The organism is Curtobacterium pusillum (genome assembly GCF_007680845.1).
GTDB classification, from domain to species: domain Bacteria; phylum Actinomycetota; class Actinomycetes; order Actinomycetales; family Microbacteriaceae; genus Curtobacterium; species Curtobacterium pusillum_B.
This window is the reverse complement of the sequence record NZ_VEIY01000003.1, coordinates 290,673-312,900: the sequence shown is the minus strand read 5'-3', so window position 1 is coordinate 312,900 and position 22,228 is coordinate 290,673. Positions and strand designations below refer to the sequence as shown.

The 22,228-nt window shown below is 72.3% G+C and carries 14 protein-coding genes; 13 read left to right on the top strand and 1 reads right to left on the bottom strand.

The window, feature by feature from the left end:
* The first annotated feature begins 66 nt into the window (after positions 1-66).
* The 7 genes from FS825_RS09055 to FS825_RS09025 all read left to right on the top strand — a co-directional run bounded on the left by FS825_RS09055 (position 67) and on the right by FS825_RS09025 (position 15,151).
* Positions 67-1,479 carry a serine/threonine-protein kinase gene (locus FS825_RS09055; RefSeq protein WP_144712195.1) on the top strand — a complete coding sequence of 471 codons (1,413 nt, stop codon included), beginning with the start codon at positions 67-69 and terminating at the stop codon, positions 1,477-1,479.
* The gene (locus FS825_RS09050) at positions 1,452-7,334 is read left to right on the top strand and encodes an Ig-like domain-containing protein (protein ID WP_144712194.1); all 5,883 of its coding nucleotides are present in this window, start codon (positions 1,452-1,454) and stop codon (positions 7,332-7,334) included. Before FS825_RS09055 ends, FS825_RS09050 begins: the two co-directional genes overlap by 28 nt.
* A gap of 78 nt (positions 7,335-7,412) precedes the next feature.
* A complete protein-coding gene (locus tag FS825_RS09045) occupies positions 7,413-8,384 on the top strand; it encodes an AAA family ATPase (protein WP_144712193.1) in 972 nt (323 codons plus the stop codon).
* Complete coding sequence (locus FS825_RS09040) at positions 8,381-9,796, top strand: DUF58 domain-containing protein (RefSeq protein ID WP_144712192.1); 1,416 nt, start codon at positions 8,381-8,383, stop codon at positions 9,794-9,796. The genes FS825_RS09045 and FS825_RS09040 overlap by 4 nt, the downstream gene beginning before the upstream one ends.
* Entirely contained in the window at positions 9,793-12,267 is a 2,475-nt protein-coding gene (locus FS825_RS09035; protein ID WP_144712191.1) for a transglutaminase TgpA family protein, read from the top strand. Before FS825_RS09040 ends, FS825_RS09035 begins: the two co-directional genes overlap by 4 nt.
* Positions 12,264-14,207 (top strand): zinc-ribbon domain-containing protein, encoded by a 1,944-nt coding sequence (locus FS825_RS09030; protein WP_144712190.1) that lies wholly within the window; start codon positions 12,264-12,266, stop codon positions 14,205-14,207. Before FS825_RS09035 ends, FS825_RS09030 begins: the two co-directional genes overlap by 4 nt.
* Before the next feature lie 101 nt (positions 14,208-14,308).
* Complete coding sequence (locus FS825_RS09025) at positions 14,309-15,151, top strand: hypothetical protein (RefSeq protein ID WP_144712189.1); 843 nt, start codon at positions 14,309-14,311, stop codon at positions 15,149-15,151.
* Between the two features lie 2 nt (positions 15,152-15,153).
* Here FS825_RS09025 and FS825_RS09020 read toward each other — a convergent pair whose 3' ends face one another.
* A complete protein-coding gene (locus tag FS825_RS09020; protein ID WP_144712188.1) occupies positions 15,154-16,146 on the bottom strand; it encodes an asparaginase in 993 nt (330 codons plus the stop codon).
* 41 nt (positions 16,147-16,187) lie between these two features.
* Here FS825_RS09020 and FS825_RS09015 point away from each other — a divergent pair, with 41 nt between their 5' ends.
* The 6 genes from FS825_RS09015 (at position 16,188) to FS825_RS08990 (ending at position 22,210) form a co-directional block, all read left to right on the top strand.
* Positions 16,188-16,664: an OsmC family protein gene (locus FS825_RS09015; RefSeq protein ID WP_144712187.1), complete on the top strand. Its 477-nt coding sequence runs from the start codon at positions 16,188-16,190 to the stop codon at positions 16,662-16,664.
* 6 nt (positions 16,665-16,670) lie between these two features.
* Entirely contained in the window at positions 16,671-17,642 is a 972-nt protein-coding gene (locus FS825_RS09010) for an FKBP-type peptidyl-prolyl cis-trans isomerase (protein WP_144712186.1), read from the top strand.
* 3 nt (positions 17,643-17,645) lie between these two features.
* Complete coding sequence (gene dxr / locus FS825_RS09005; RefSeq protein WP_144712185.1) at positions 17,646-18,731, top strand: 1-deoxy-D-xylulose-5-phosphate reductoisomerase; 1,086 nt, start codon at positions 17,646-17,648, stop codon at positions 18,729-18,731.
* 73 nt (positions 18,732-18,804) lie between these two features.
* A complete protein-coding gene (locus tag FS825_RS09000; RefSeq protein ID WP_186377151.1) occupies positions 18,805-20,139 on the top strand; it encodes a M50 family metallopeptidase in 1,335 nt (444 codons plus the stop codon).
* 35 nt (positions 20,140-20,174) lie between these two features.
* Positions 20,175-21,614 (top strand): purine-cytosine permease family protein, encoded by a 1,440-nt coding sequence (locus FS825_RS08995; RefSeq protein WP_144712183.1) that lies wholly within the window; start codon positions 20,175-20,177, stop codon positions 21,612-21,614.
* Entirely contained in the window at positions 21,611-22,210 is a 600-nt protein-coding gene (locus tag FS825_RS08990) for a cysteine hydrolase family protein (RefSeq protein ID WP_260981098.1), read from the top strand. The genes FS825_RS08995 and FS825_RS08990 overlap by 4 nt, the downstream gene beginning before the upstream one ends.
* The last annotated feature ends 18 nt before the right edge of the window (positions 22,211-22,228 follow it).

The following is a 22,228-nucleotide window of genomic DNA, read 5'->3' as shown; positions in this document are numbered from 1 at the left end:
ACGCGGTTCGTACAATGGCATGGCCGTGACGAGAGAGCTGGCCGCTCGGCCGGGGAGGAGGGCACGATGGCGCGACGCCTGCCGTCCACCCCGCCCGTCATCGCGGGCTTCAGCCCGGTGCACGTCCTCGGTTCCGGCGGCTTCGCGGACGTCTTCCTCTACGAGCAGGACATGCCGCGTCGGCAGGTCGCCGTCAAGGTGCTCCTCGACGAGGTGGTCGACGACCGCGTCCGGCAAATGTTCCAGGCCGAGGCGAACCTGATGGCACGCCTCAGCACGCACCCGTCGATCCTCACGGTGTTCCAGGCGAGCGTCGCCTCCGACGGCCGGCCCTACCTCGTCATGGAACTCTGCTCCTCGTCGCTCAGCGAGCGGTACCGGCGCGAACCGATCCCCGTCTCCGAGGTCCTGGCGATCGGGATCCGGATCGGTTCCGCGCTCGAGACGGCGCACCGCGAAGGCGTGCTCCACCGCGACATCAAGCCGTCGAACATCCTCCTCACCGCCTACGGCAACCCGGTCCTGTCCGACTTCGGCATCGCGGCGACGATCGGCGAAGCGGACCCCGACGAACCGATCGGGATGTCGATCCCGTGGTCGGCGCCCGAGGTCCTCATCGACGAGTCCCGCGGCACGATCCAGTCCGAGGTGTACTCCCTCGCCGCGACGGTCTTCTCACTCCTGGCCGGACGGAGTCCGTTCGAGGTGCGCGGCGGCAAGAACGGCGCGGCGGACCTGATGGGGCGCATCGACAAGGGCGGCGTGAAGCCGACCGGCCGCACGGACGTCCCGCCCTCGCTCGAACGGCTGCTCGCCGCGGCGATGTCCCGCAAGGTCGCGGGTCGTCCCTCCACCGTGATGGAGCTCGTCCGGGGCTTCCAGCAGGTCGAGGCCGAGCTCGGCATCCCGCAGACGACGGCGGACGTGGCCGTCGAGGCGTGGGCCATCGCGACCCCGAGCCCGGACGGCGACCGGACGATGGTCCGCGAACTGCAGCCGCCGACCCGCGTCGGTGCACGCCGCCGGACCCGGAAGACCCTGCAGGGGGGAACGTCCGCAGCAGGTGCGCAGAGCGTCGGGACCGTTCACCGGACCGGTTCCGTCACCCGAGCGCGACGACGCTCGCGGTCCACCCTGGTGTGGGTGAGCTCGGTCGCCGTCCTGGTCGTCGCCGCCCTCGCCGTCGCCACGGTCATCGTGGTCGGACGCCTCGGCGCCGGGGCGATCCCCGTGGTCGCCGACGTCCGGGCGTCGTCGTCCGCCGCCTCGGTGACGTTCACCTGGCCGGACCCCGGACTGCGGACGGGGGACACCTACGTCATCTCGTCGAACGGTGCCGCGAGCCAACAGACGGGCACCAGCTTCGTCGTCTCCGGGAAGAAGGGCGACGAACAGTGCATCGCCGTCGCGGTGAACCGTGATGGCAAGACCGGCGTCGCGAGTGCACAGAAGTGCGCGACGATCGGGAGCGGCGGGTGATCCGGGCGTTCCTCGCCAAGCACCGCTCGGCAGCGGTCACGATCGGTGCCTCCGTGGTGGTCGGCGCGGTCGTCGCTGCCGCGGCGATGGCCTCGACGGGGTACCACACCCAGCGCGTCGACCTGGGCGACGGGACCGTCTGGGTCCCCTCCGCCGAGTACGGCGCGGTCGGCCGGGCCAACACCGGGGTCCTGCAGCTCAACACCGCGGTCGAGACCGCGAGCGACAGCCTGTCCGTCCTGCAGCGCGGCTCGACCGTCTACAGCGTCGACGAGACGAAGGGCACGGTGGCCAAGGTCGACGTCGCCGACGCCACCGTCGCCGACCCCGTCACGCTGCCGGCCGGTTCACCCCAGGTCTTCTTCGCGGGGTCGACCGCGGTGATCGGCAACGGCGACACCGGGGAGGTCTGGGCGACCCCCGCGAAGGACCTCGGCGAGTTCGACGCGTCGACCAAGGCCGACCTCACGCTCGGCGCCGACGCGGTCTTCGACGCGTCGGACAGCCACGTCGCCGTGTACTCGCCGAAGACGGGGACGGCCGCGCTCGTCGACGTCGGCAGCACGCTCACCGTCGCGAAGCGCTGGACGGTCAAGACGGACCGCGGCGACGACGTGCAGGTGGCGTCGTTCGGGGACCACCTCGCCGTGCTCGACCGGACCTCGGGGGAGATCTCGGTCGACGGCGACACCGTCGACCTCGGCGCCCGCGTCGGTGCGTCGCCGGCGCTCCAGCGGTCGTCCGACGACTCGTCGGACGTCGTCGTCGCCGGGACCGCCGGTATCGTCCACGTCTCGGCGTCCGGGCAGGTCGAGCGCACCGCGCTCCAGGTGTCCGGGCGGGCTGCACGGCCCACTGTCGTCGGGTCCTGCACCTACGCCGCGTGGGCGGGCGGTCAAGCGATGGACACCTGCGCCGGCCGCGGCCTCCAGCGCCTCGCGAGCACCGCCGGTACCGGGGACCTGCAGATCCTGCACAACGGCCGCACCGTCGTCGCCAACGACCCGCAGAGCGGACGCTCCTGGGCGATCGACCGCAGCGGACAGCTGATCGACAACTGGTCCGACCTCATCAAGAAGGACGAGGACCAGCAGCAGGAGCAGGTGTCCGACGACGATCCGGAGATCGAGAAGGACCAGAAGCCGCCGGTGGCGGTCGACGACGACCTGGGCGCTCGTCCGGGACGCACCACGAGCCTCCCGGTCCTGCTCAACGACTACGACCCGAACGGCGACCCGATCGTCGTGAGCGAGGTCGGAAGCATCGCCGACGCCGTCGGCGACGTGGCCATCGTGGCGGACGGCCAGCGCCTCCAGATCACCCTCGCCGCACGCGCGACGGGCACCGTCACCTTCCCGTACACGATCACCGACGGGAACGGCGGATCGGACACCGCGACGGTGACCGTGACCGTCCGACCGGACTCGGCGAACGACCCGCCGCGTCAGGTGCGCGACACCTCGGCCGACGTCGTGCAGAACGGGCACGTCGTGACGAACGTGCTCGGCGACTGGGTCGACCCCGACGGCGATCCGGTGTACCTGCAGTCCGCGACGGCCGCTGACGGCGACCGGGTGTCCACCACCCCGGACGGTCTCCTCGACTACCGCAACGCGAGCGGGCGCACCGGCGACCGTGCCGTGCAGCTCGTGGTGAGCGACGGCCGCGCCGACGGTCGCGGCTCCGTCACCGTGCACGTCGCGAAGCAGGGGAGCGTTCCCCTCTACGCCGACCCGTTCCCGGTGCAGGGCTACGCGGGCAAGGCGTTCAGCGTCGATCCGCTCGACCACGTGCGCGGCGGCAACGGGACGGTCACGTTGACGAGCGTGTCCTCGGCCTCCGAGCTGACCGTCACACCGAGCTACGACTCCGGCACCTTCCGGGTACTGGGGGCCCGAGCCGGCGACCACCAGCTCGAGTACACCGTCACCGACGGCACGAAGACCACGAGCGGCATCGTGCGGATCACGATCCTCGCCCCGCCCGACGCCTCGACCGCACCGATCACCACGCCGAAGACCGTGTTCGTCAACACGCTCTCGACGAAGGACACCGACGTCACAGCGACGGACATCGACCCCGCCGGCGGTGTGCTGCTCGTGACCGCGCTCGACGGACCGGACCGCGGGTCCGGTGTGCAGGCGAGCATCCTCGACCAACACACCGTGCGGGTGACCCTGACGGCGCCGCTCGACGGCCCGGTGTCGTTCCGGTACACCGAGACCAACGGGCTGGCATCGTCGGTCGGCACCGTCACGGTCGTCGAGATCCCCAAGCCGGACCGGATCCAGCCGCCCGTGGCGCAACCCGACACCGCGACGGTCCGGGTCGGTGACGTCGCGAACATCGACGTGCTCGCGAACGACACCCAGCCCGAGGGGGAGCCGCTCACCCTGCAGCCCGACCTCGTGCAGAACGTCCCGGGCGACGGCGGCCTCCTCTTCGTCTCCGGTGACCACCTGCGCTACCTCGCTCCGGACACACCGGGCAACTACACCGCCGTGTACCGCGTCGCCGGACCGGACGGCCAGTACGCGGACGCCACCGTGTCGATCTCGGTGCGCGAGCGGGACGCCGCGACGAACAACCCGCCCGTGCCCCAGACCGTCACGGCCCGCGTGGTCGCCGGCCAGTCGGTCCGGGTGTCGGTCCCGCTGAACGGCATCGACCCCGACGGCGACTCCGTGCAGCTGGTCGGCGTGGCCTCGAACCCCGACAAGGGGTCCGTGACCGACGTCGCGGCGGACGCCCTCACGTACGAGGCCGGCGACTACTCGGCCGGGACCGACGAGTTCACCTACACCGTCGTCGACGCGCTCGGTGCGCGCGCCACCGGGACCGTCAGGGTCGGCATCGCACCGCGCGCCGAACAGGCGTCGAACCCGGTCGCCGAGGCCGACCACGTCACGATCCGTCCCGGCGGATCGGTCACCGTCCGCGTCCTGCAGAACGACTCCGACCCCGAGGGCGGGCAGCTGACCGTCACGAAGGCCGAACCCACCGCGGACGGCGTCACGGCGAAGGTCCTGCAGAAGCAGCAGATCCGGGTGACCCCGCCCAAGACGGCGGAGCGCGGCGACTTCGCCGTGCTCTACACGGTCGCGAACGAGAACGGTGGTGCGAGCACCGCGTTCCTGACCGTCACCGTCGACCCCGACGCGGAGCCACTCCGTCCCGAGGTCGACGACACCACCCTCGACCTGCAGGACATCCTGCACCGGCAGAGCGTCACCGTCGACGTGCTCAAGAACGTGTTCTTCGCCGAGGGGACGGCGGCCGACCTGAAGGTGGGCGTCGTCGACGGCTACGGCGACAACGCCCGCGCCACGGACGACCAGCGGATCGTCGTCCGCCTGACCGACGACTCGCAGGTCATCCCGTTCTCGGTGGCCCGGATCGACCACCCCGACATCGTGTCCTACGGGTTCATCCACGTGCCCGGCTTCGATGACGCCCTGCCGCAGATCAACCGCACCGCCGGGGCCATCACCGTCAAGAGCGAGGCCACCGTGCGGATCCCGCTGTCGAAGTACGTCGTGACGGCGAACGGGCAGACCGCGAAGATCACCGACGACGGCACCGTGAAGGCGACACACGCGAACGGCCAGGACCTGGTGGTGGACTCCTCGACGCTGCAGTTCACCTCGTCGAAGCTGTACTACGGCAACGCCTCGATCTCGTTCGAGGTCACAGACGGGTCGAACGCGAACGGCGGCAAGGGGCGGGTGGCCACGCTCGTCCTGCCGGTGAAGGTCACGCCGCGGTCCAACCAGCCGCCGGCGTTCACCGGCTCCTCGGTGGACATGCAGCCCGGCGAGTCGCGCACGATCGACCTGACGAAGCTCACCGACTACCCGTACCCGAAGGACCTCCCGGAGCTCCGGTACTCGGTCGTCAGCAAGCCGAGCGACGGCACCACCGCGACGATCTCGGGCCAGTCGGTCGTCATCAAGGTGGCGGACACCGCGCAGAAGAACACCACGGCCTCGATCGGAATCGGCGTCGCGGACTCCGCGAACGCCGGGCGCTCCGGTGTGATCGCCGTGGACGTCGTCGCCTCGACCCGACCGCTCGTGCAGCCCGGCGCCGACTCGTCGGTGACGAAGCGCGGCCAGACCACCACGATCGACGTCCTCCAGAACGACGAGCCGACGAACCCGTTCCCCGGGCAGCGGCTCCGCGTCGTCGACATCCGCGGGCTCGGCGGTGGGCTGCCCAGCGGCGTCACCGTCACGCCCAGCGCGGACAAGTCCCGCCTGCAGGTCAGCGTGTCCGCCAAGGCCAAGCCGGTCGACGCGCACCTGCAGTACCAGGTCGCCGACGCCACCGACGATCCCGACCGGTACGTCTGGGGCGACGTGACGATCTCCGTGCAGGACGTCCCGGACGCACCCGGTGCGCCCAGCCGGACCGGTTCCTACGAAGGTGGTCAGGCGACGCTCACCTGGTCGACCCCGCAGGCGAACAACTCGCCGATCACGCGGTACCGCCTGCAGGGGACCGACGGTGTCTCGAAGGACTGCGGCACCGCGACGGTCTGCACGATCACCGGTCTCGACCCGAAGGGGTCGTACCGGTTCAGCGTCGTCGCGACCAACGCCGTGGGCGACTCGAAGGCCTCCGCCGAGTCGAGCGCCGTCAGTGCCGACTTCGTGCCGGCGCCGCCCAAGGGCATCACGGTCTCGCCGAGCAAGAGCACGCCGAACCAGCTCGACGTCTCCTGGAACGCGGTGAGCGCGCCGAGCAACGGGACCCCGGTCAGCAACTACGTCGTGACGATCGAGGGCCCTGGCCTGTCGTCGTCGCGGAACGTCGGGACGGCCACGAGCACGTCCTTCACCGGCGCGCAGAGCGGTGCGCAGTACACGGTGACGGTGTCCGCCCGGAACGGTGCCGACCGCAACGGAACGGTGGTGCAGTGGAACTCCGCGTCGGCGACGGGTGCCGCGGTCGGCACGCCGGGCAAGGTGCAAGGACTCACCGCGACCGTCGGTGACCGTTCGAACGGCGGCAAGTCCTCCGTGACGCTCACGTGGAGCGGAGCTGACAGCGCCGGCGGATCGGGGATCTCCTACGCGGCGTACCGCGTCGACGGGCAGTTCGACTGCAAGTCGCCGTCCGGCACCTACCTCGGGTCGCAATCCGGCGTCTCCGACGCGGTCGGCTACGGCAGCCCGAGGTACGCCGTCGTCTCCAGCAACGGCACGTTCTGCAACGTCGACTACGCCACCACGCAAACGTACGAGACACCGTCCGGACAGGTCGACGCCCAGACGCGGCTCGACTCCACCGATGCGGACCACTGGCAGGTGATCGTCAGCCGACCCTCCGGGGCCTCCGGCGCCGGCCTGCACTACGAGATCGACCCCGGCAGCGGCTTCCAGACGCTGAACGGCTCGTGGGAGGGCGTGCCCGGTGGAAGCTACAACAGCGAGACCGACGTCGTCGTGCGAGCGTGCGGCGGCCCGACCCTCGGGTCGTTCTGCCAGGACTCCGACGAGTGGAAGCACATCACCGCGGCGGCGATCTCGACGGTGGTGGGTCTCAAGGGAGCCACACCCTCGGCGCTCGACCTGTCGACGCCCCCGGGTACGTTGACGGTGACGTACGACATCGAGTGGTACGCGTCAGGCACGGTGGTCGGCGACACCGGCATCGGTCGTGTCGGTTCGCAGTCGGGGTGGACGCCCGACGACGCGTTGCAGACACCCGCGGGCGGCTACTGGGTGCGGATCCGCGCGAGCGTCGATGCTCCGAACGACTCCTCCGGCGCGCAGCAAGGCTCGTGGACGGATCCCGTCGAACTCGATCCCGCTCCGACCCCCACTGATGCGACTCCACCGTCCGGCAACTGAGCGACGGGCCCGACACGCCCTACGCTTCCGAGTAGCGCGCCCACGACCAACGACGCACCACCGAAGGAACGACACCGCATGAGCATGACCCCGGAGCAGGCCACCTGGTTCGCCGACGTCGCAGGCCGCATCGTGACCAACGTCGAGCAGGTGCTCCTCGGGAAGACCTTCGTGATCCGTCTCGCGGTCACGGCGATGCTCAGCGAGGGCCACCTGCTGCTCGAGGACGTCCCGGGCACGGGCAAGACCAGCCTCGCCCGGGCCATGGCGCAGAGCGTGCAGGGATCGACGAACCGCATCCAGTTCACACCGGACCTGCTGCCGGGCGACATCACGGGCATCAGCGTCTACGACCAGAAGACGCAGGAGTTCGACTTCCACCGCGGCCCGGTGTTCGCGAACATCGTCCTCGCCGACGAGATCAACCGCGCGAGCCCGAAGACCCAGTCCGCACTGCTCGAGGCGATGGAGGAGTCCGCGATCACGGTCGACGGCGTGAACCACCGCTTGGCCGCACCGTTCATGGTGATCGCGACCCAGAACCCGGTCGAGCAGGCCGGCACCTACCGCCTGCCGGAGGCGCAGCTCGACCGCTTCCTCATGAAGGCGTCGATCGGCTACCCGGACCACGCGGCGACGGTGAAGATCCTCGAGACATCGTCGGCACCGTCGAGTTCGGTGCCGCTGGCCAGCGTGGTGCCCGCGGCGACGATCACGGAGATGGCGGCGCTCGCCCGCACGGTGCACGTCGACCCCGTGATCGCGGACTACGTCGCTCGTCTGGTGGACGCCACGCGCGCGGCGAGCGAAGTCCGCCTCGGCGTCAGCGTCCGTGGCGCGATGGGGCTCATGCGCGCATCGCGGGTCTTCGCTGCCCTCGGCGGCCGGCACTACGTCACGCCGGACGACGTGAAGGCCCTCGCCGTCCCGATCCTCGCGCACCGGCTCGTCCTCGACGCCGAGGCCGAGTTCGACGGCGTGAGCGCCACCAGCGTGATCGCCCAGCTGCTCGTCGAGACCCCGCCCCCGGCGGACCGGTCCGCGTCGTGACCGACCGCCGGCCCGTCTCCACGCGGTCGCGCCGCCCGTCCTCGACGCGGTCGCGTCGCTGGGCGACGGCGTACGAGCGCACGGGGACGGTCGCCGGCCTGACGAACGTCCGGACCCGTCTCGTGGGGGACCGGGACGGTGTGGCCGCGGACGCGGTCGTCGGTCTCGCGCGCGCATGGGCGACGGCCTGGAGGCTCGTCAAGCGTGGGTGGGCGGAGGTCTCGTCCGTCGTCACGGGACTGGGTTGGACGGTGGCGGCGCTCACGGTCGTCGCGTTCGCGCTCGGCTACCGGTTCGGCCTGCGGGAGGTCGTCGTCGTCGGGTTCGCGGGAGCGGTCCTGGTCGTCGTCGCCGCGGTCGCCCTCATCGGGCGGTCGCGGCTGCTCATCCGGATGCGGCTGCCGCAACACCGCGTGGCGGTCGGCGACGCCGCCGGTGTGGTGGTGACGGCGGAGAACCCGGTGCGCCTGCCGTCGGTCCCGACGACCGTCGAGGTCCCGGTCGGCGCTGGTCTGGTCGACGTGGCGATCCCGTCGATCGGGCCGCGGGGCACGTTCGAGCGCGAGGTGCCGGTGCCGACGGTGCGCCGCGGCGTGCTCGACGTGGGTCCGGTGACCGGTGTGCGGGCGGACCCGGTCGGCCTGGTCCGCCGCGAGGTCGTCTGGACCGCCCGTGAGCAGGTCATCGTGCACCCGCGGACGATCGCGATCCCGTCGACGAGCACCGGACTCGTGCGTGACCTGGAGGGTCAGGCCACCACCGACCTGTCCCCGGCGGACATCGCCTTCCACGCGATCCGGGAGTACATGCCGGGCGACGACCCGCGCACGATCCACTGGAAGTCGACGGCGAAGTCCGGGGCGCTGATGGTGCGCCAGTTCGAGGACACCCGTCGGTCGCACCTGGTCGTCGCGCTCGGGATCTCCCGGGCCGAGTTCGCCGACGACGAGGAGTTCGAGCTCGCGGTCAGCGCGGCGGCCTCCCTCGGCGCCCGGGCGATCCGGGACGGCCGCGAGGTCTCGGTGGTGGTGTCCGAGCGGACGCCGGAGTTCGCCAAGCGGCCGGTCTACGCCGTGCACCCGCTGCCCACGGTCACCCCGACGCGGTTGCTCGACGAGTTCGCCTCGGTCGGCCTGGCGGACGCGTGCCTGCCGATCGCCGAGGTCGCCCGCATCGTGGGCACGGACACGGCCGGCATCTCGGTCGCGTTCCTCGTGGTCGGGTCGAGCGTCGAGCTCCCCGCCCTCCGACTCGCGGCGACCCGGTTCCCCGTCGGGGTCGAGGTCGTCGCCGTCATCTGCGAGCCGGAGGCACAGCCCCGGTTCCTCCGTGTCGCTGGGCTGACCGTCATGACGATCGGCTACCTCGACGACCTCCGGCACGCGCTGCACCGATCGGCGTCGGCCGCGTGAGCGTCGCAGCGAGCCCGGACACCCGGGCACGGAAGACCGTCCGTCGCGACGCCCGCCGCGACGCCCGCCGTCTCTCACCGTTCCGGCTGGCCGGCGGGACGCTCGTCGTGTGGCTCCTCCTCGCGGTCGCCAGCGTCGCTTGGTGGCCCGTGTACCGCGACGACTCGATGATCGTCGCCGCGGTGACCGCCGTGGTCTTCGGCACCCTGGTGGCACTCGTCGGCACGGTGCTCCGGCTCCCGACGGCCGTCGTCGCGGTCGCGACCGTCGCGGTCTTCACGCTGACCGGGGTCCCGGCGGCCGTGCCGGGGTCCGCCGCCGGGCTCCTCCCGACCGGGCCGGGGCTCGTCGAACTCTTCGCGGGCGTCGCGCTCGGGTGGAAGCGGCTCGTCACGATCAGTCTCCCGGTCGGTTCGTACGAATCGCTCTTGGTCCCGTACTTCGCGACGCTCCTCGTCGCCACGGTGACGGCCGTGAGCGTGGCGACCCGCGCCTCCAGGCAGGAACTGGCCAGCATCCCGGCGCTGGTGGTCTTCGCGGCCGGTGTCGTGGTCGGGCCGAGCCGGCTGGACACGTCGATCGTGACGGCGGTCGCGCTCACCGGCGTCGCGCTGGTGTGGGCACTGACGGTGCGGCACGCGCGGCGCGCGGTCGCCGTGGCGACGACGATCGGCACCCGGGTGCCCGTCGCGCGGTCGGTGCTCCGGCCGGCGCTCGTCGGGACCGGGACGATCGTCGCTGCCGCGGTCGTCGCGACGGGACTCGGACTCATCGCGCCGCCCTCGGTGGGTCGCACGGTGGCCCGGACCGACGTCGTCCGGCCGTTCGACCCGCGCGACTACGTCAGCCCGCTGAGCGGCTTCCGCGCCTACGAGGAGCAGACGCAGTCCGACGCTGCGCAGCTGCGCGTGACGGGGCTGCCGACCAACGGGTTCCTCCGGATCGCGACGCTCGACACCTACGACGGTGTCGTGTACCGCGTCGGCGGGGCGGACGGGTCGACGTCGTCGGGGACGTTCGAGCGCGTCCCCACCTCGGTCGACGTGCGCGGCGTCTCCGGCTCCACGGTCCGCGTGGGCGTGACCGTCGACGGGTACAGCGGCGTCTGGCTGCCGACCGTCGGCGACCTCGAGCACGTCGACTTCACTGGCAGCGACGCGGAGAAGCAGCGCGGGGCGTTCTACTACAACGCCTCGACGGGGACCGGCGCGGTCGTCGGCGGCGTCGCCGACGGGACCCGGTACGACCTGACGGCCGTCGTCCCGGAGCAGCCGACGGACGAGCAACTGGCGTCCGCGCGCCCGGGAACGGCCTCCGTGCCGACGCCACGATCGGTACCGGACGCGGTGCGGGACACGGTGGACGCGTACACGGCGGACGCCGACACCGACGGCGCGAAGCTCGTCGCGATGGTGCAGGCGCTCAAGCGCAACGGCTACGTGAGCCACGGCGTCGGCGACGACCGGGCGAGCCGGTCCGGGCACGGCGCGGACCGGATCGAGGAACTCCTGACGTCGCCGCTCATGATCGGGGACCAGGAGCAGTACGCGGCGGCCGCGGCGCTGATGGCGGACCAGCTCGGGTTCCCCGCTCGTGTCGTGATGGGGTTCACCGCAGGGGGCGACGCCGGGGGGAGTGCGGACTCCGGGTCGACCTCCGGCGCCACGACGACGTTCCGCGGGTCCGACGTCACCGCCCGGATCGAGGTCGACACCGCGCAGTGGGGCTGGGTGATGATCGACCCGAACCCGGCGGTCCGGGAGATCCCCGACGAACAGCAGCAGACGCCACAGCCCGTGACCCGGCCCGAGACCGTGGTGCCGCCGCCGCCGGCCGAACAGCAGGACCAGTCCCAGCAGGCGCCGCCGCAGAGCGACCGGAACACGCCGCCGGTGCAGCCGCTCTGGCTGCAGATCCTGCTCGCCGCGCTCCCGTGGGTGCTCGCGACGCTCGGGTTCGTCGCGCTCGTGCTCCTGCCCTTCGGCGTCATCGTGCTGCTCAAGCGCATCCGGCGTCGGCGTCGGCGACGGGCTCCGACGCCCCGGGGTCGCATCGTCGGCGCCTGGGACGAGTACCGCGACGCCCTCGTGGACCGCGGACACGACGTCGCCCGGGCCGCCACCCGACGCGAGGCGGTCGTCGGCGCTCCTGGCGACGGCGGATCGGGCCTCGCCGCGCTCGCGGACCGCTCGGTGTTCGGACCGAGTGAGGCGGACGTGACCGCAGCGGACCGGATGTGGTCCGCCACGGACGACGCGATCTCGAGCCTGCGGGCCGGCCGGACCCGCAAGGAGCGGATCCGCGCCGCGGTGTCCCTCCGGTCGCTGCGCCGCGCCGAGGTGGGCGGCGCGTCCGGTGCGCGCCGTGGCCGTGACACGGGCGGCGAGGGACCCGGTCGAGGGCGCGACTACGATGGCCTGCAGGCCGGCGAGCGTCGTGGACGGCCGAGTGAGGACGGGCGGAACTCGTGATCAGATGCGAACACTGCGGATCGATGCTCCCCGACGGGGCGATCTTCTGCGGTGAGTGCGGACGAGCCGTGACCGCAGCGGCCGGCCGACGTCCGGCAGCGCCGACCCCCGTCGAGCAGGCGCCGCCGCCTCCGCTGCAACAGCCCGACGTCCACGGGCGCCGTGACGACCCGGCGACCGAGGCCTGGCTGCCGGAGGCGACCCTCGACCCCGCCACCCGCGCCTGGCTGACGGGCGCGGATCGTCGTGACGAGCAGCCGCCGGCACCCGTCCCGGTGCAGCGGCCCGCCGACGTGGCCCCGCGGAGTGCGCCGACGCACGTGCACGGTGGCGGGTCCGGGCTGTCCGGCGTCACCGGCCGGTCCGGTTCGTCGGAGCACGCGTCCCACACCGATACCGACACCGACACCCAGCGGCAGCATCCGGCCGCCGAGCCGCCGCTCGACCCGGGGGCGTACCCGTCGGTCGTCGACGAGTACGAGGACCCCGAGGTCACCCGGATCGCCGAGCGACCGGCGTCCGCCGCAGTCCCTGACACTGCCACCCCCGACGCGGCCACCCCAGACCTTCCCTCTGCCGAGGCCCCGGCACCGGTGTGGACCCCGCCCGCCGCCCAGGAGCCCGCAGCAGCGCCCGCCGGACCCTCGTGGTGGGTCGGTCGCTCCAAGGCGTCGGACGACCAGACGGACGTCGCGTCCGATGCTCCTGCGGTCGCTCCGCCCGCCGGTCCGCCCGCTCCGGCCGACGCCGACGGCTCGGCGGACACCGCGGATGCCGGGAAGACGAGCACGGATCCCGGTGCCGCCGGTAGCGAATCGGCACGGCCCACGGACGAGGACGTCGCACCAGCGATACCCGAGCCCGAGCCCGCCCGGCCCGGCGACACCGCGGTGGTGGAGCCCCTGGTCGACCGTCGACCGTTCCGCCCGGCACCGCTCGTGACCCCGGGGTCGCAGGCGTCGACGTGCCACGTGTGCGGGCACCGCCTCGAGCCCGACGACATCTTCTGCGCCGAGTGCGGTGCGGTGCGCCCCGCGGTCACCGCCGCGTTCACCGGGCCGGTCGTGCCGCTCCCGATGGACCGGCCGGACTGGGCAGCCGACGACTGGTCGGACGATGTGGACGCACAGGACGATGCGGTCGCGCAGGACGACCTGGTCGCGCAGGACGATGCCGAGTCGGACACGGACCCCACACCCGCTGACGAACCGGACCCGCTGCCCGACTGGATCAACGGCGGCGGTGACCCGGTCGAGGACACGCCGCGGACGCCCTCGCGCCCCCGGGGTGTGCACGCAGCGCCGTCCTCGGAGCAGCCCTCCGGCCCCGAGCCGACCGTGCCGCCCGTGCCCGGTTCGGCGACCGCGCCGCCGTCCGTGCCGACTCCGACGGGCTCCGCGGCGTCCGTGGTCCCGACCGCCGCTCCGCTCCCGCCGCTCCCCGACGTGACCCCGACCGCGGCTCCACTCCCGCCGCTGCCCGACGGGGGCCGGACCGCCGTGCCGCTCCCGCCGGCCGACGGTGCTCCCACGAGCGCCGACGCCGACCTCGACGACGACGGCGACCTCGAGGACGACGTCGACGAGACCCGCATCGTCTCGAAGACCCCGACCCGCGCACCGTTCGTCCTGCACTTCAGCACCGGCGAGCGGTTCGGCGTCCACGGCACGGGGCTGGTCGGACGCCTGCCGCGGCCGCAACCCGGCGAGCGGTTCGACGACCTGCTGACCGTCCACGACCCGGGGAAGTCCGTGTCGAAGACCCACCTCGAGCTCGGGCGCGACGGCGACGATCTGTGGGTGTCCGACCGGTTCTCCGGCAACGGCACGGTCGTCCGGCACATCGACGGGTCGATCCGCCGGTGCGAGCCGGGTCGCCGATACCGCGTGGAGCGTGGCGCTCGGGTGGACATCGGGGAGCAGTTCTTCCTCGTCCAGTGACGATCTCGCTTCGTCCTCCACAGCCGGATCTCCGGAGTGCTTCGTCCACGGAGTCGCTCCGGGAACACTGACGCTGCGCGGTTCGGTGGTGTCCTGTTGGCATGAGTCCTCTCGTCGCACGCTGTGTGCTGGTCGGGGCGGCGATCGTGCTGGCCGTGGTCGGTGTCCTCGCGCCGGTCGCTGGGGCTCCGCGGGCCGTGGTGTTCGGCGCGGCGGTGTGTTGCGCTCTGCTGGACGTCCTGCTCGTGCGCGGCGGGGCGCAGGACCGGGGTGACGCGGAGCGGGTCGCGGTGGTCGTCCGGCCGCCGCCGCTGCCGGGGTCACCACTGACGGGGCCACTGCTGCCGGTGCCCACGCTGGTGGGGCCGGGCGCTTCGGGGGTCGTCGTACTCGGTGCGACGCCCGACGGCCGGCCCGCCGAGCTCGGGCTCGACCGTCCGGTGCACGTCGTCGTGGTCGGGTGCGGCGCGCTGGCGGTGGCGGTGTTCCACGCGGTCGGGGAGCAATTGCGGGCGCGTGCGACACCGGCCGGCGCGCACGCCCACGCCCGCGGCCGCACCACTGCCACCGCCGATCTTCCCGACGTCCGCGAAGCCGGCGCCCCCGACGTCGCGAGCCCGCCCGCGCCCGACGCCGGGACCCTGCCCGCGCCCGACGCCGGGACCCTGCCCGCGCCCGACGCCGGGACCCTGCCCGCGCCCGACCCCGGCTCACCACCCACACCGCGCCCGCCGATGCCGCCCGGCACCGCCGTCCTCGCAGCGATCCCGCCGGACGGCTCCGAGCCCACCACGGTCGTGCTCGTCCCCGGAACAGGGACGATCCCGTGCCGGTGGGACGCCGTGGTCGAGGTCACCCGCTACGGGTGCGCCCTCCGCCGACCCGACGACGACCGTGCCACCGCGATCGCCCCGGTGCTCCCGCAGCTGGGGGAGCGCGGATGACCTCAGCGCAGACCGGAACCCGGGCGGAGCGCTCCGACGGGCACGCCGCCGCCGAGGACCTTCTCGCCCGTGGCAGCCATCACGTCGGCCACCCCCGCCGGGTCCACGATCCCGTTCCGTTCGAGCAGTGTCAGTGCAGCGAGCGTCCCGGCGCGCTGCGCCCCGTCGAGCGTCTTGACCGCGACGGCCGCACCGCCGGGCAGCCCCATCACCATGACGCCCTCGGCACCGAGCTTGGCGAGCACACGCAGCCGCTCGATCGTGACCGTGTTCGCGCGCCCGATGCCGTCGATTGCCCAGGGGTGGTCGAGGACCGCGTCGGTGAGCGCGGCGGTGTCCGATTCGGCACGGGCGACGACGCCCGCGAACCCGCGCGCGAGCCCGGCGAGGGTGAGCGGGAAGACCGGTGCCCCGCAACCGTCGGTCCCGACGACGTCGACGGTCTCGTGCGTGAACTCCTCGACCGTCGTCCGGACCTGTTGCTGCAGCGGGTGCGTCATCTCGAGGTAGGTCGCTTCGTCCCACCCGTTCACCCGGCAGGCGGCGAGCATCCCGGCGTGCTTGCCGGAGCAGTTCATGGCGAGACGACGCGGCCCGTCCATGGTGCGGGCGGTGGCGCGGTCGAACGGCATGTCCGGCGGGCACCCGAGGTCGGCCTCGACGTGGTCGTAGGACTCGAGCATGTGCAGCGCGATCGCCTGGTGCGCGGCGGTGCCGGCGTGGCTGGCGGTGCTCAGGACGAGTTCCTCGTCGGAGAACACGGCGCCTGCCCGTCGGACCGCGAGTGCCTGGAACGGCTTCATCGTCGAGCGCGGGTAGATGCTCGCCTGCACGTCGCCGACCGAGTCGATGATGGTGCCGTCCGCGGCGACCACGACGCCGGCCCCGACGTGGCGGCTCTCGTCGAAGCCGTTGCGGTCGAGGACGGCGAGTTCGACCGACCCGTCCGCGGTGAGAGGATGGCGATCAGTGCGGACGTCGGGGCTCACCGTCATGCCGCAATCGTACCGACACCGCACCGACCGGAAGGCGCACCGTGACCGATCACTCCTACGAGGTCTCCGTCCGCTGGACCGGCGACCGGGGCACCGGGACGAGCGGCTACCGCGACTACGGCCGCGACCACGACGTCCTCGCGTCCGGGAAGGCCGACATCGCCGGTTCGGCCGATCCGACGTTCCGCGGCGACCGGGACCGCTGGAACCCCGAGGAGCTCGTCGTGGCGGCCCTCGCGCAGTGCCACATGCTCAGCTACCTCCACGTCGCGGTGACCCAGGGCTTCACGGTCGTCGACTACGAGGACCGGGCGACCGCCAGCCTGAACCTCAACCGGGACGGGTCGGGCGAGCTCACCGAGACGACGCTCCACCCGGTCGTCACGATCCTCGAAGCGGACCGCGTCGCCGACGCCGAGGCAGCCCACGCGACGGCCAACGAACTCTGCTTCATCGCCCGCTCGGTCGCGTTTCCCGTGCACCACGTCCCGCACACCAAGGTGCGTGCGGCAGACTAGGGCCTCGTGAAGCGTCTGCGTCTCCTCCCGATCGCCCTCGTCCCCGCCGTCGTGCTGGGACTCGCCGCGTGCTCCGGATCCGGGTCGAGCGACTCGTCCGCCACCCCGAGCGCGTCCTCGAGCGCGACCGCCGCGGCGATCACGTCCTGCCCCGACCCGGGCAAGGCGTCGAAGGCGATCACCGTCACCGGCTCGTTCGGCGGCACCACCGCTCCCACCGTGAAGTTCGACAAGGGCCTCGACGCTGCGAAGCCGCAGGCCAGCACCGTCGTGCAGGGCAAGGGCAAGGCGCTGAAGGACGGCGACTACGCGCAGGTCTCGTACAGCGTGTACCAGGCGTCCGACGCGAAGAAGCTCGGCACGGTCGGCTTCGACCAGGGCAACCCGCAGGTCCTCTCGGTCGGCGGCACCGGCTTCGGTGCGCTGCTCGCGTGCGCGAACGTCGGTGACCGCATCGCCGCGATCGGCCAGTCGTCCGCGCTCGGGTTCAACACCGGCGGCGAGATCGTCGTCGTCGCGGACGTCGTCGCGCAGACCCCGACGAAGTCGAACGGCGCCGCGCAGCAGCAGGACCCGAAGCTCCCCACCGTCAAGCACAAGGCCGACGGCGAGCCGGAGATCACGATCCCGAAGGGCGTCGCGGCCCCGACGAAGACCACCCCCGAGGTCATCAAGCAGGGCACGGGCGCGGCGATCGCCGACGGAGACACGGCTCTGGTGCAGTACAAGGGCGTCGTCTACTCCACCGGCAAGGAGTTCGACTCGTCATGGTCGAAGGGTGCCCCGACGACGTTCACGATCTCCGAGGGGTCCCTCATCAAGGGCTTCGTGACCGGGCTCGTCGGCCAGAAGGTCGGCTCGCAGGTCCTCATCGTCGTCACGCCGGAGGACGGCTACGGCGCGAACCCGACCGAGGGTTCGGGCATCCCGAAGAACGCGACCCTCGTGTTCGTGGTCGACATCCTCGCCAAGGGCTGACCCGTGCCGGCGAAGCGCCGCATCGTCGTCCTCGGCAGCACCGGCTCGATCGGCACCCAGGCCCTCGACGTCGTCGTCCGGAACCCCGACCGGTTCGAGGTGGTCGGCCTCACCGCCGGCAGCAACCGCGATCTCGTGGCCGAGCAGGCGGCACGTTTCGGCGTCGAGCACACCGCGTTCGGCGCCGAGGACTCCGAACGCCTGGTCCGCACGGTCGAAGCGGACGTCGTGCTCAACGGCATCACCGGCTCGGTCGGGCTCGGTCCGACCCTCGCTGCACTCGAGTCCGGTGCGACCCTGGCCCTCGCCAACAAGGAGAGCCTGATCGTCGGTGGCCCTCTCGTGCAGGCCGCGGCCGCGCCCGGGCAGATCGTCCCCGTCGACAGCGAGCACTCCGCGATCGCCCAGGCGCTGCGGTCCGGGACGGCTGAGGAGGTCCGCCGGCTGGTCCTCACCGCCAGCGGTGGACCGTTCCGCGGACGGTCGCGCGCCGAGCTCACCGACGTCACGCCGGCGCAGGCGCTGGCGCACCCCACGTGGGACATGGGCCTGGTGGTGACGACGAACTCCGCGACGCTCGTCAACAAGGGGCTCGAGGTCATCGAGGCCCACCTGTTGTTCGGCGTCCCGTACAACCGGATCGACGTGACGGTGCACGCGCAGTCGATCGTGCACTCGATGGTCGAGTTCGTGGACGGGTCGACGATCGCGCAGGCGTCGCCGCCGGACATGCGCCTGCCGATCGCGCTCGGCCTGGCGTGGCCGGACCGGGTGCCGGGCGTCGGGGTCCCGCTCGACTGGACGACGGCGAGCACGTGGACGTTCGAGCCCCTCGACGACGAGGCGTTCGGCGCGGTCGCGCTCGCGAAGCAGGTCGGGCAGCTCGGCGGGACGTTCCCGGCGGTCTTCAACGCGGCGAACGAGCAGGCGGTCGCGGCGTTCCACGCCGGCGCGATCGGGTTCCTCGACATCGTCGACACGGTCGAGCGTGTCGTCGGTGAGCACACGCCGGGGGAGCAGTCCCTCGAGGGCGTCCTGGCGGCGGAGCGCTGGGCGCGCACCGCGGCGGACCGAGCGCTGTCGCGCTGACGGACGGGAGGCACGGCGCACCTCCCAGGGGGCCCTCGGCTCCGTCATGGGATGCGTCCCGTACCCTTTCCCGGTGACCGTCGAATCCGTCCTGCTCTTCGTCCTCGGCGTCGTCGTCTTCATCGTCGGCCTGCTGGTCTCGATCGGACTGCACGAGCTCGGGCACCTGTCCTTCGCGAAGCTGTTCAACGTCAAGGTGACGCAGTACTCGCTGGGGTTCGGCAAGGCGATGTGGTCGTTCCGTCGCGGCGAGACCGAGTACGGCATCCGACCGATCCTGCTCGGCGGGTACATCTCGATGGTCGGCATGCTCAAGCCGCGTGCTTCCGGTCGGCCGAGTGCGATCACGAACACCGGCATGTACGGCGCCTTCGTACAGGACGCCCGGCAGGCGAGCGCGGAGCAGATCGCGGACTCGGGCGGCGACGACTCCCGGGCGTTCTACCGCTTGACGCCCTGGAAGCGGATCATCGTGATGGTCGCGGGTCCGGCGATGAACCTCGTGATCGGCATCGTCCTCTTCGGCGTGCTGCTCGTCGGGTTCGGTGCGCCGACGACGACCTTCACGTCGAGCGTGGACTGCGTGCTGCCGACGAGCCAGGCGACGACCTGCACCTCTGGTGACGCGGTGTCCCCGGCGAAGCAGGCCGGCATCCGGTCCGGCGACGTCGTGCTGTCGGTGGACGGCAAGCAGGACCCGACGATCGCCGAGGTTTCCGAGGTCTTCCAGGAGTCCGCAGGCAAGGACGTGACCGTCGTGGTGTCCCGCGACGGCGCCGAGAAGACGCTGCACATCACCCCGACGACCGCGACGCGCGACGTGTACAAGGCGGACGGGACCGTCGCGAAGAACGACGACGGCAGCACCAAGACGCAGCAGGTGGGTGTCGTCGGCGTGAGCATCGGGCAGTCGCTCGTGCGGCAGTCGCCCGCAGCGGTCCTCCCGGCGACCGGCGCGCAGATCGCGGCCTCCGCGCACCTCATCATCGACCTGCCGCAGCGGCTCGTCGCCGTGTGGAACGCGGCGTTCGGCTCCCAGGCGCGGTCGCAGGACAGCCCCGTGTCGGTGGTCGGCGTGGGCCGTGCGATCGGCGAGGTGTCGTCGATGAGCGGCGTCCCCGTGATCGACAAGGCGTACACGATCCTCGGCCTGCTGGCCTCGCTCAACATCGGCCTGTTCGTGCTCAACATGGTCCCGCTGCTGCCGCTCGACGGCGGGCACATCGCCGGGGCGATCTGGGAAGCGGTGAAGCGGCGCTCGTTCGCGCTGGTCGGCAAGGCGGACCCGGGTCCGATCGACCTCGCGAAGACGATGCCGCTGACGATGGTGGTCGTGGTGCTCCTCGCCGGCATGAGCGCGCTGCTCATCTACGCGGACATCGTGCGGCCCGTGAACCTGTTCGGGTAGCGACGGCGCTCGGACGGCGCACTACGCTCTGATCCATGAGCACAGCTCCGGAAGTCCGCGCGGTCGAGCGGCAGGGCATCGACGTCATCGCCGAGTCCGACCGGAAGGGTCGTCCTCGCGGGCTGTTCTGGCCGTGGTTCGCGGCGAACATCTCCGTCCTCGGCATCGCGTACGGGTCCTTCGTCGTCGGCTTCGGCATCTCCTTCTGGCAGGCGACGATCGTCACCGTGGTCGGGGTGGCGTTCTCGTTCCTGCTGTGCGGGATCGTCGCGATCGCCGGCAAGCGGGGGTCGGCGCCGACGATGGTCCTCAGTCGCGCGGCCTTCGGCGTGCGGGGCAACCGGCTGCCGTCGTTCCTCAGCTGGGTCCTCACGGTCGGGTGGGAGACCGCCCTCGCCGCCCTGGCCGTGCTGGCGACGTCGACGGTGTTCCGTGAGCTCGGGTGGGACGACGGCGTCCTGACGAAGCTCGTCGCCCTCGTCGTGGTCGCCGCCCTCGTCGTGGGCGCCGGGGTCGCCGGGTTCGACGTCATCATGCGGCTGCAGACGTGGATCACCGTCATCACCGCGGTGCTGACCGTCGTGTACATCGTGCTGGCGGTGCCGTCGATCGACTTCGACACGATCGCCGCGATGCCGTCCGGGAGCACCCAGCAGGTGATCGGCGCCCTGGTGCTCGTCATGACCGGGTTCGGCCTCGGCTGGGTGAACGCGGCGGCCGACTACTCCCGCTACCTGCCGCGTGCCTCGTCGACGGGCGGGGTCGTCTGGTGGACGACGTTCGGCGGTGCGCTCGCCCCCGCGATCCTCGTGGTGTTCGGCGTGCTGCTCGCCGGTTCGTCGAAGGACCTCAGCGCCGCGATCTCGGCCGACCCGATCGGTGCGCTCACGACGATCCTCCCGGTCTGGTTCCTCGTGCCGTTCGCGCTCGTGGCGATCCTCGGGCTCGTCGGCGGGGCCGTGCTCGACATCTACTCGTCCGGCCTCGCGCTGCTCAGCGCTGGTGTCCGCATCCCGCGGCCGGTCGCCGCCGGCGTCGACGGCGTGTTCATGGTCGCCGGCGCGGTGTACGTGGTGTTCTTCGCGAAGGACTTCCTCGTCCCGTTCCAGGCGTTCCTCATCACCCTCGGCGTGCCGATCGCGGCGTGGGCCGGCGTGTTCGTCGCGGACGTCGTGCTCCGCCGTCGCGACTACGCCGAGACCGAGCTCGACGACCGGCGCGGCCGGTACGGCGACGTCCGCTGGGGTGCCATCGCGCTGGTCGCCGTCGGGACCGCGCTCGGCTGGGGGCTCGTGACGCTGGCGTCGCCGGCGTGGCTCTCCTGGCAGGGGTACCTCCTCGGACCGTTCGGTCTCGGCGGCCGTGCCGGCCCCTGGGCGTACGCGAACCTCGGGGTCCTAGTGGCGCTCGTCGTCGGGTTCCTCGGCACGCTGCTGCTCGCCCGTGGCTCGGTGCGTCGCCAGGAGCGGGTGTGAGCGCCGCGGTCACCGTCCCGGACGACGCCTGGCTCGTCGTCATCGACATGCAGCAGGTGTTCACGGGGGACAGCCCGTGGGCGACGCCGCGCTTCGACCACGCCACGGCGGGCATCGAGCGTCTGCTGCCGCGGTTCACCGGACGCACGGTCTTCACCCGCTTCGTCGCGCCGGAGCGCCCGCGGGGTGCCTGGGTGCCGTACTACCGGGACTGGTCCTTCGCGCTGCGCCCGGAGGGCGACCCGCTCTGGGCGCTGACCGAGCCCTTCGCGTCGGCCGCCGCGGACCGACGCGACCCCGTCGTCACCGTGACGACCTTCGGCAAGTGGGGGACGAGCCTCCAGGCCGTCGTCGGCGACCACCCGCACCTGGTGCTCGCTGGTGTGTCGACCGACTGCTGCGTGCTGTCGACCGCGCTGGCGGCGGCGGACGCCGGCGCGACCGTGACCGTCGTGGCGGAGGCCTGTGCCGGTGCGAGCGACGAGGACCACGAGCGGGCACTCGCCGCGATGCGGCTGTACGCGCCGCTCATCACGGTCGTCGGCTCCGCAGCGGACCTGTCAGCGAGCACCGAGGCGGTCACACCGAGCGCGTAGAGTGCACCTCGTGCCTGC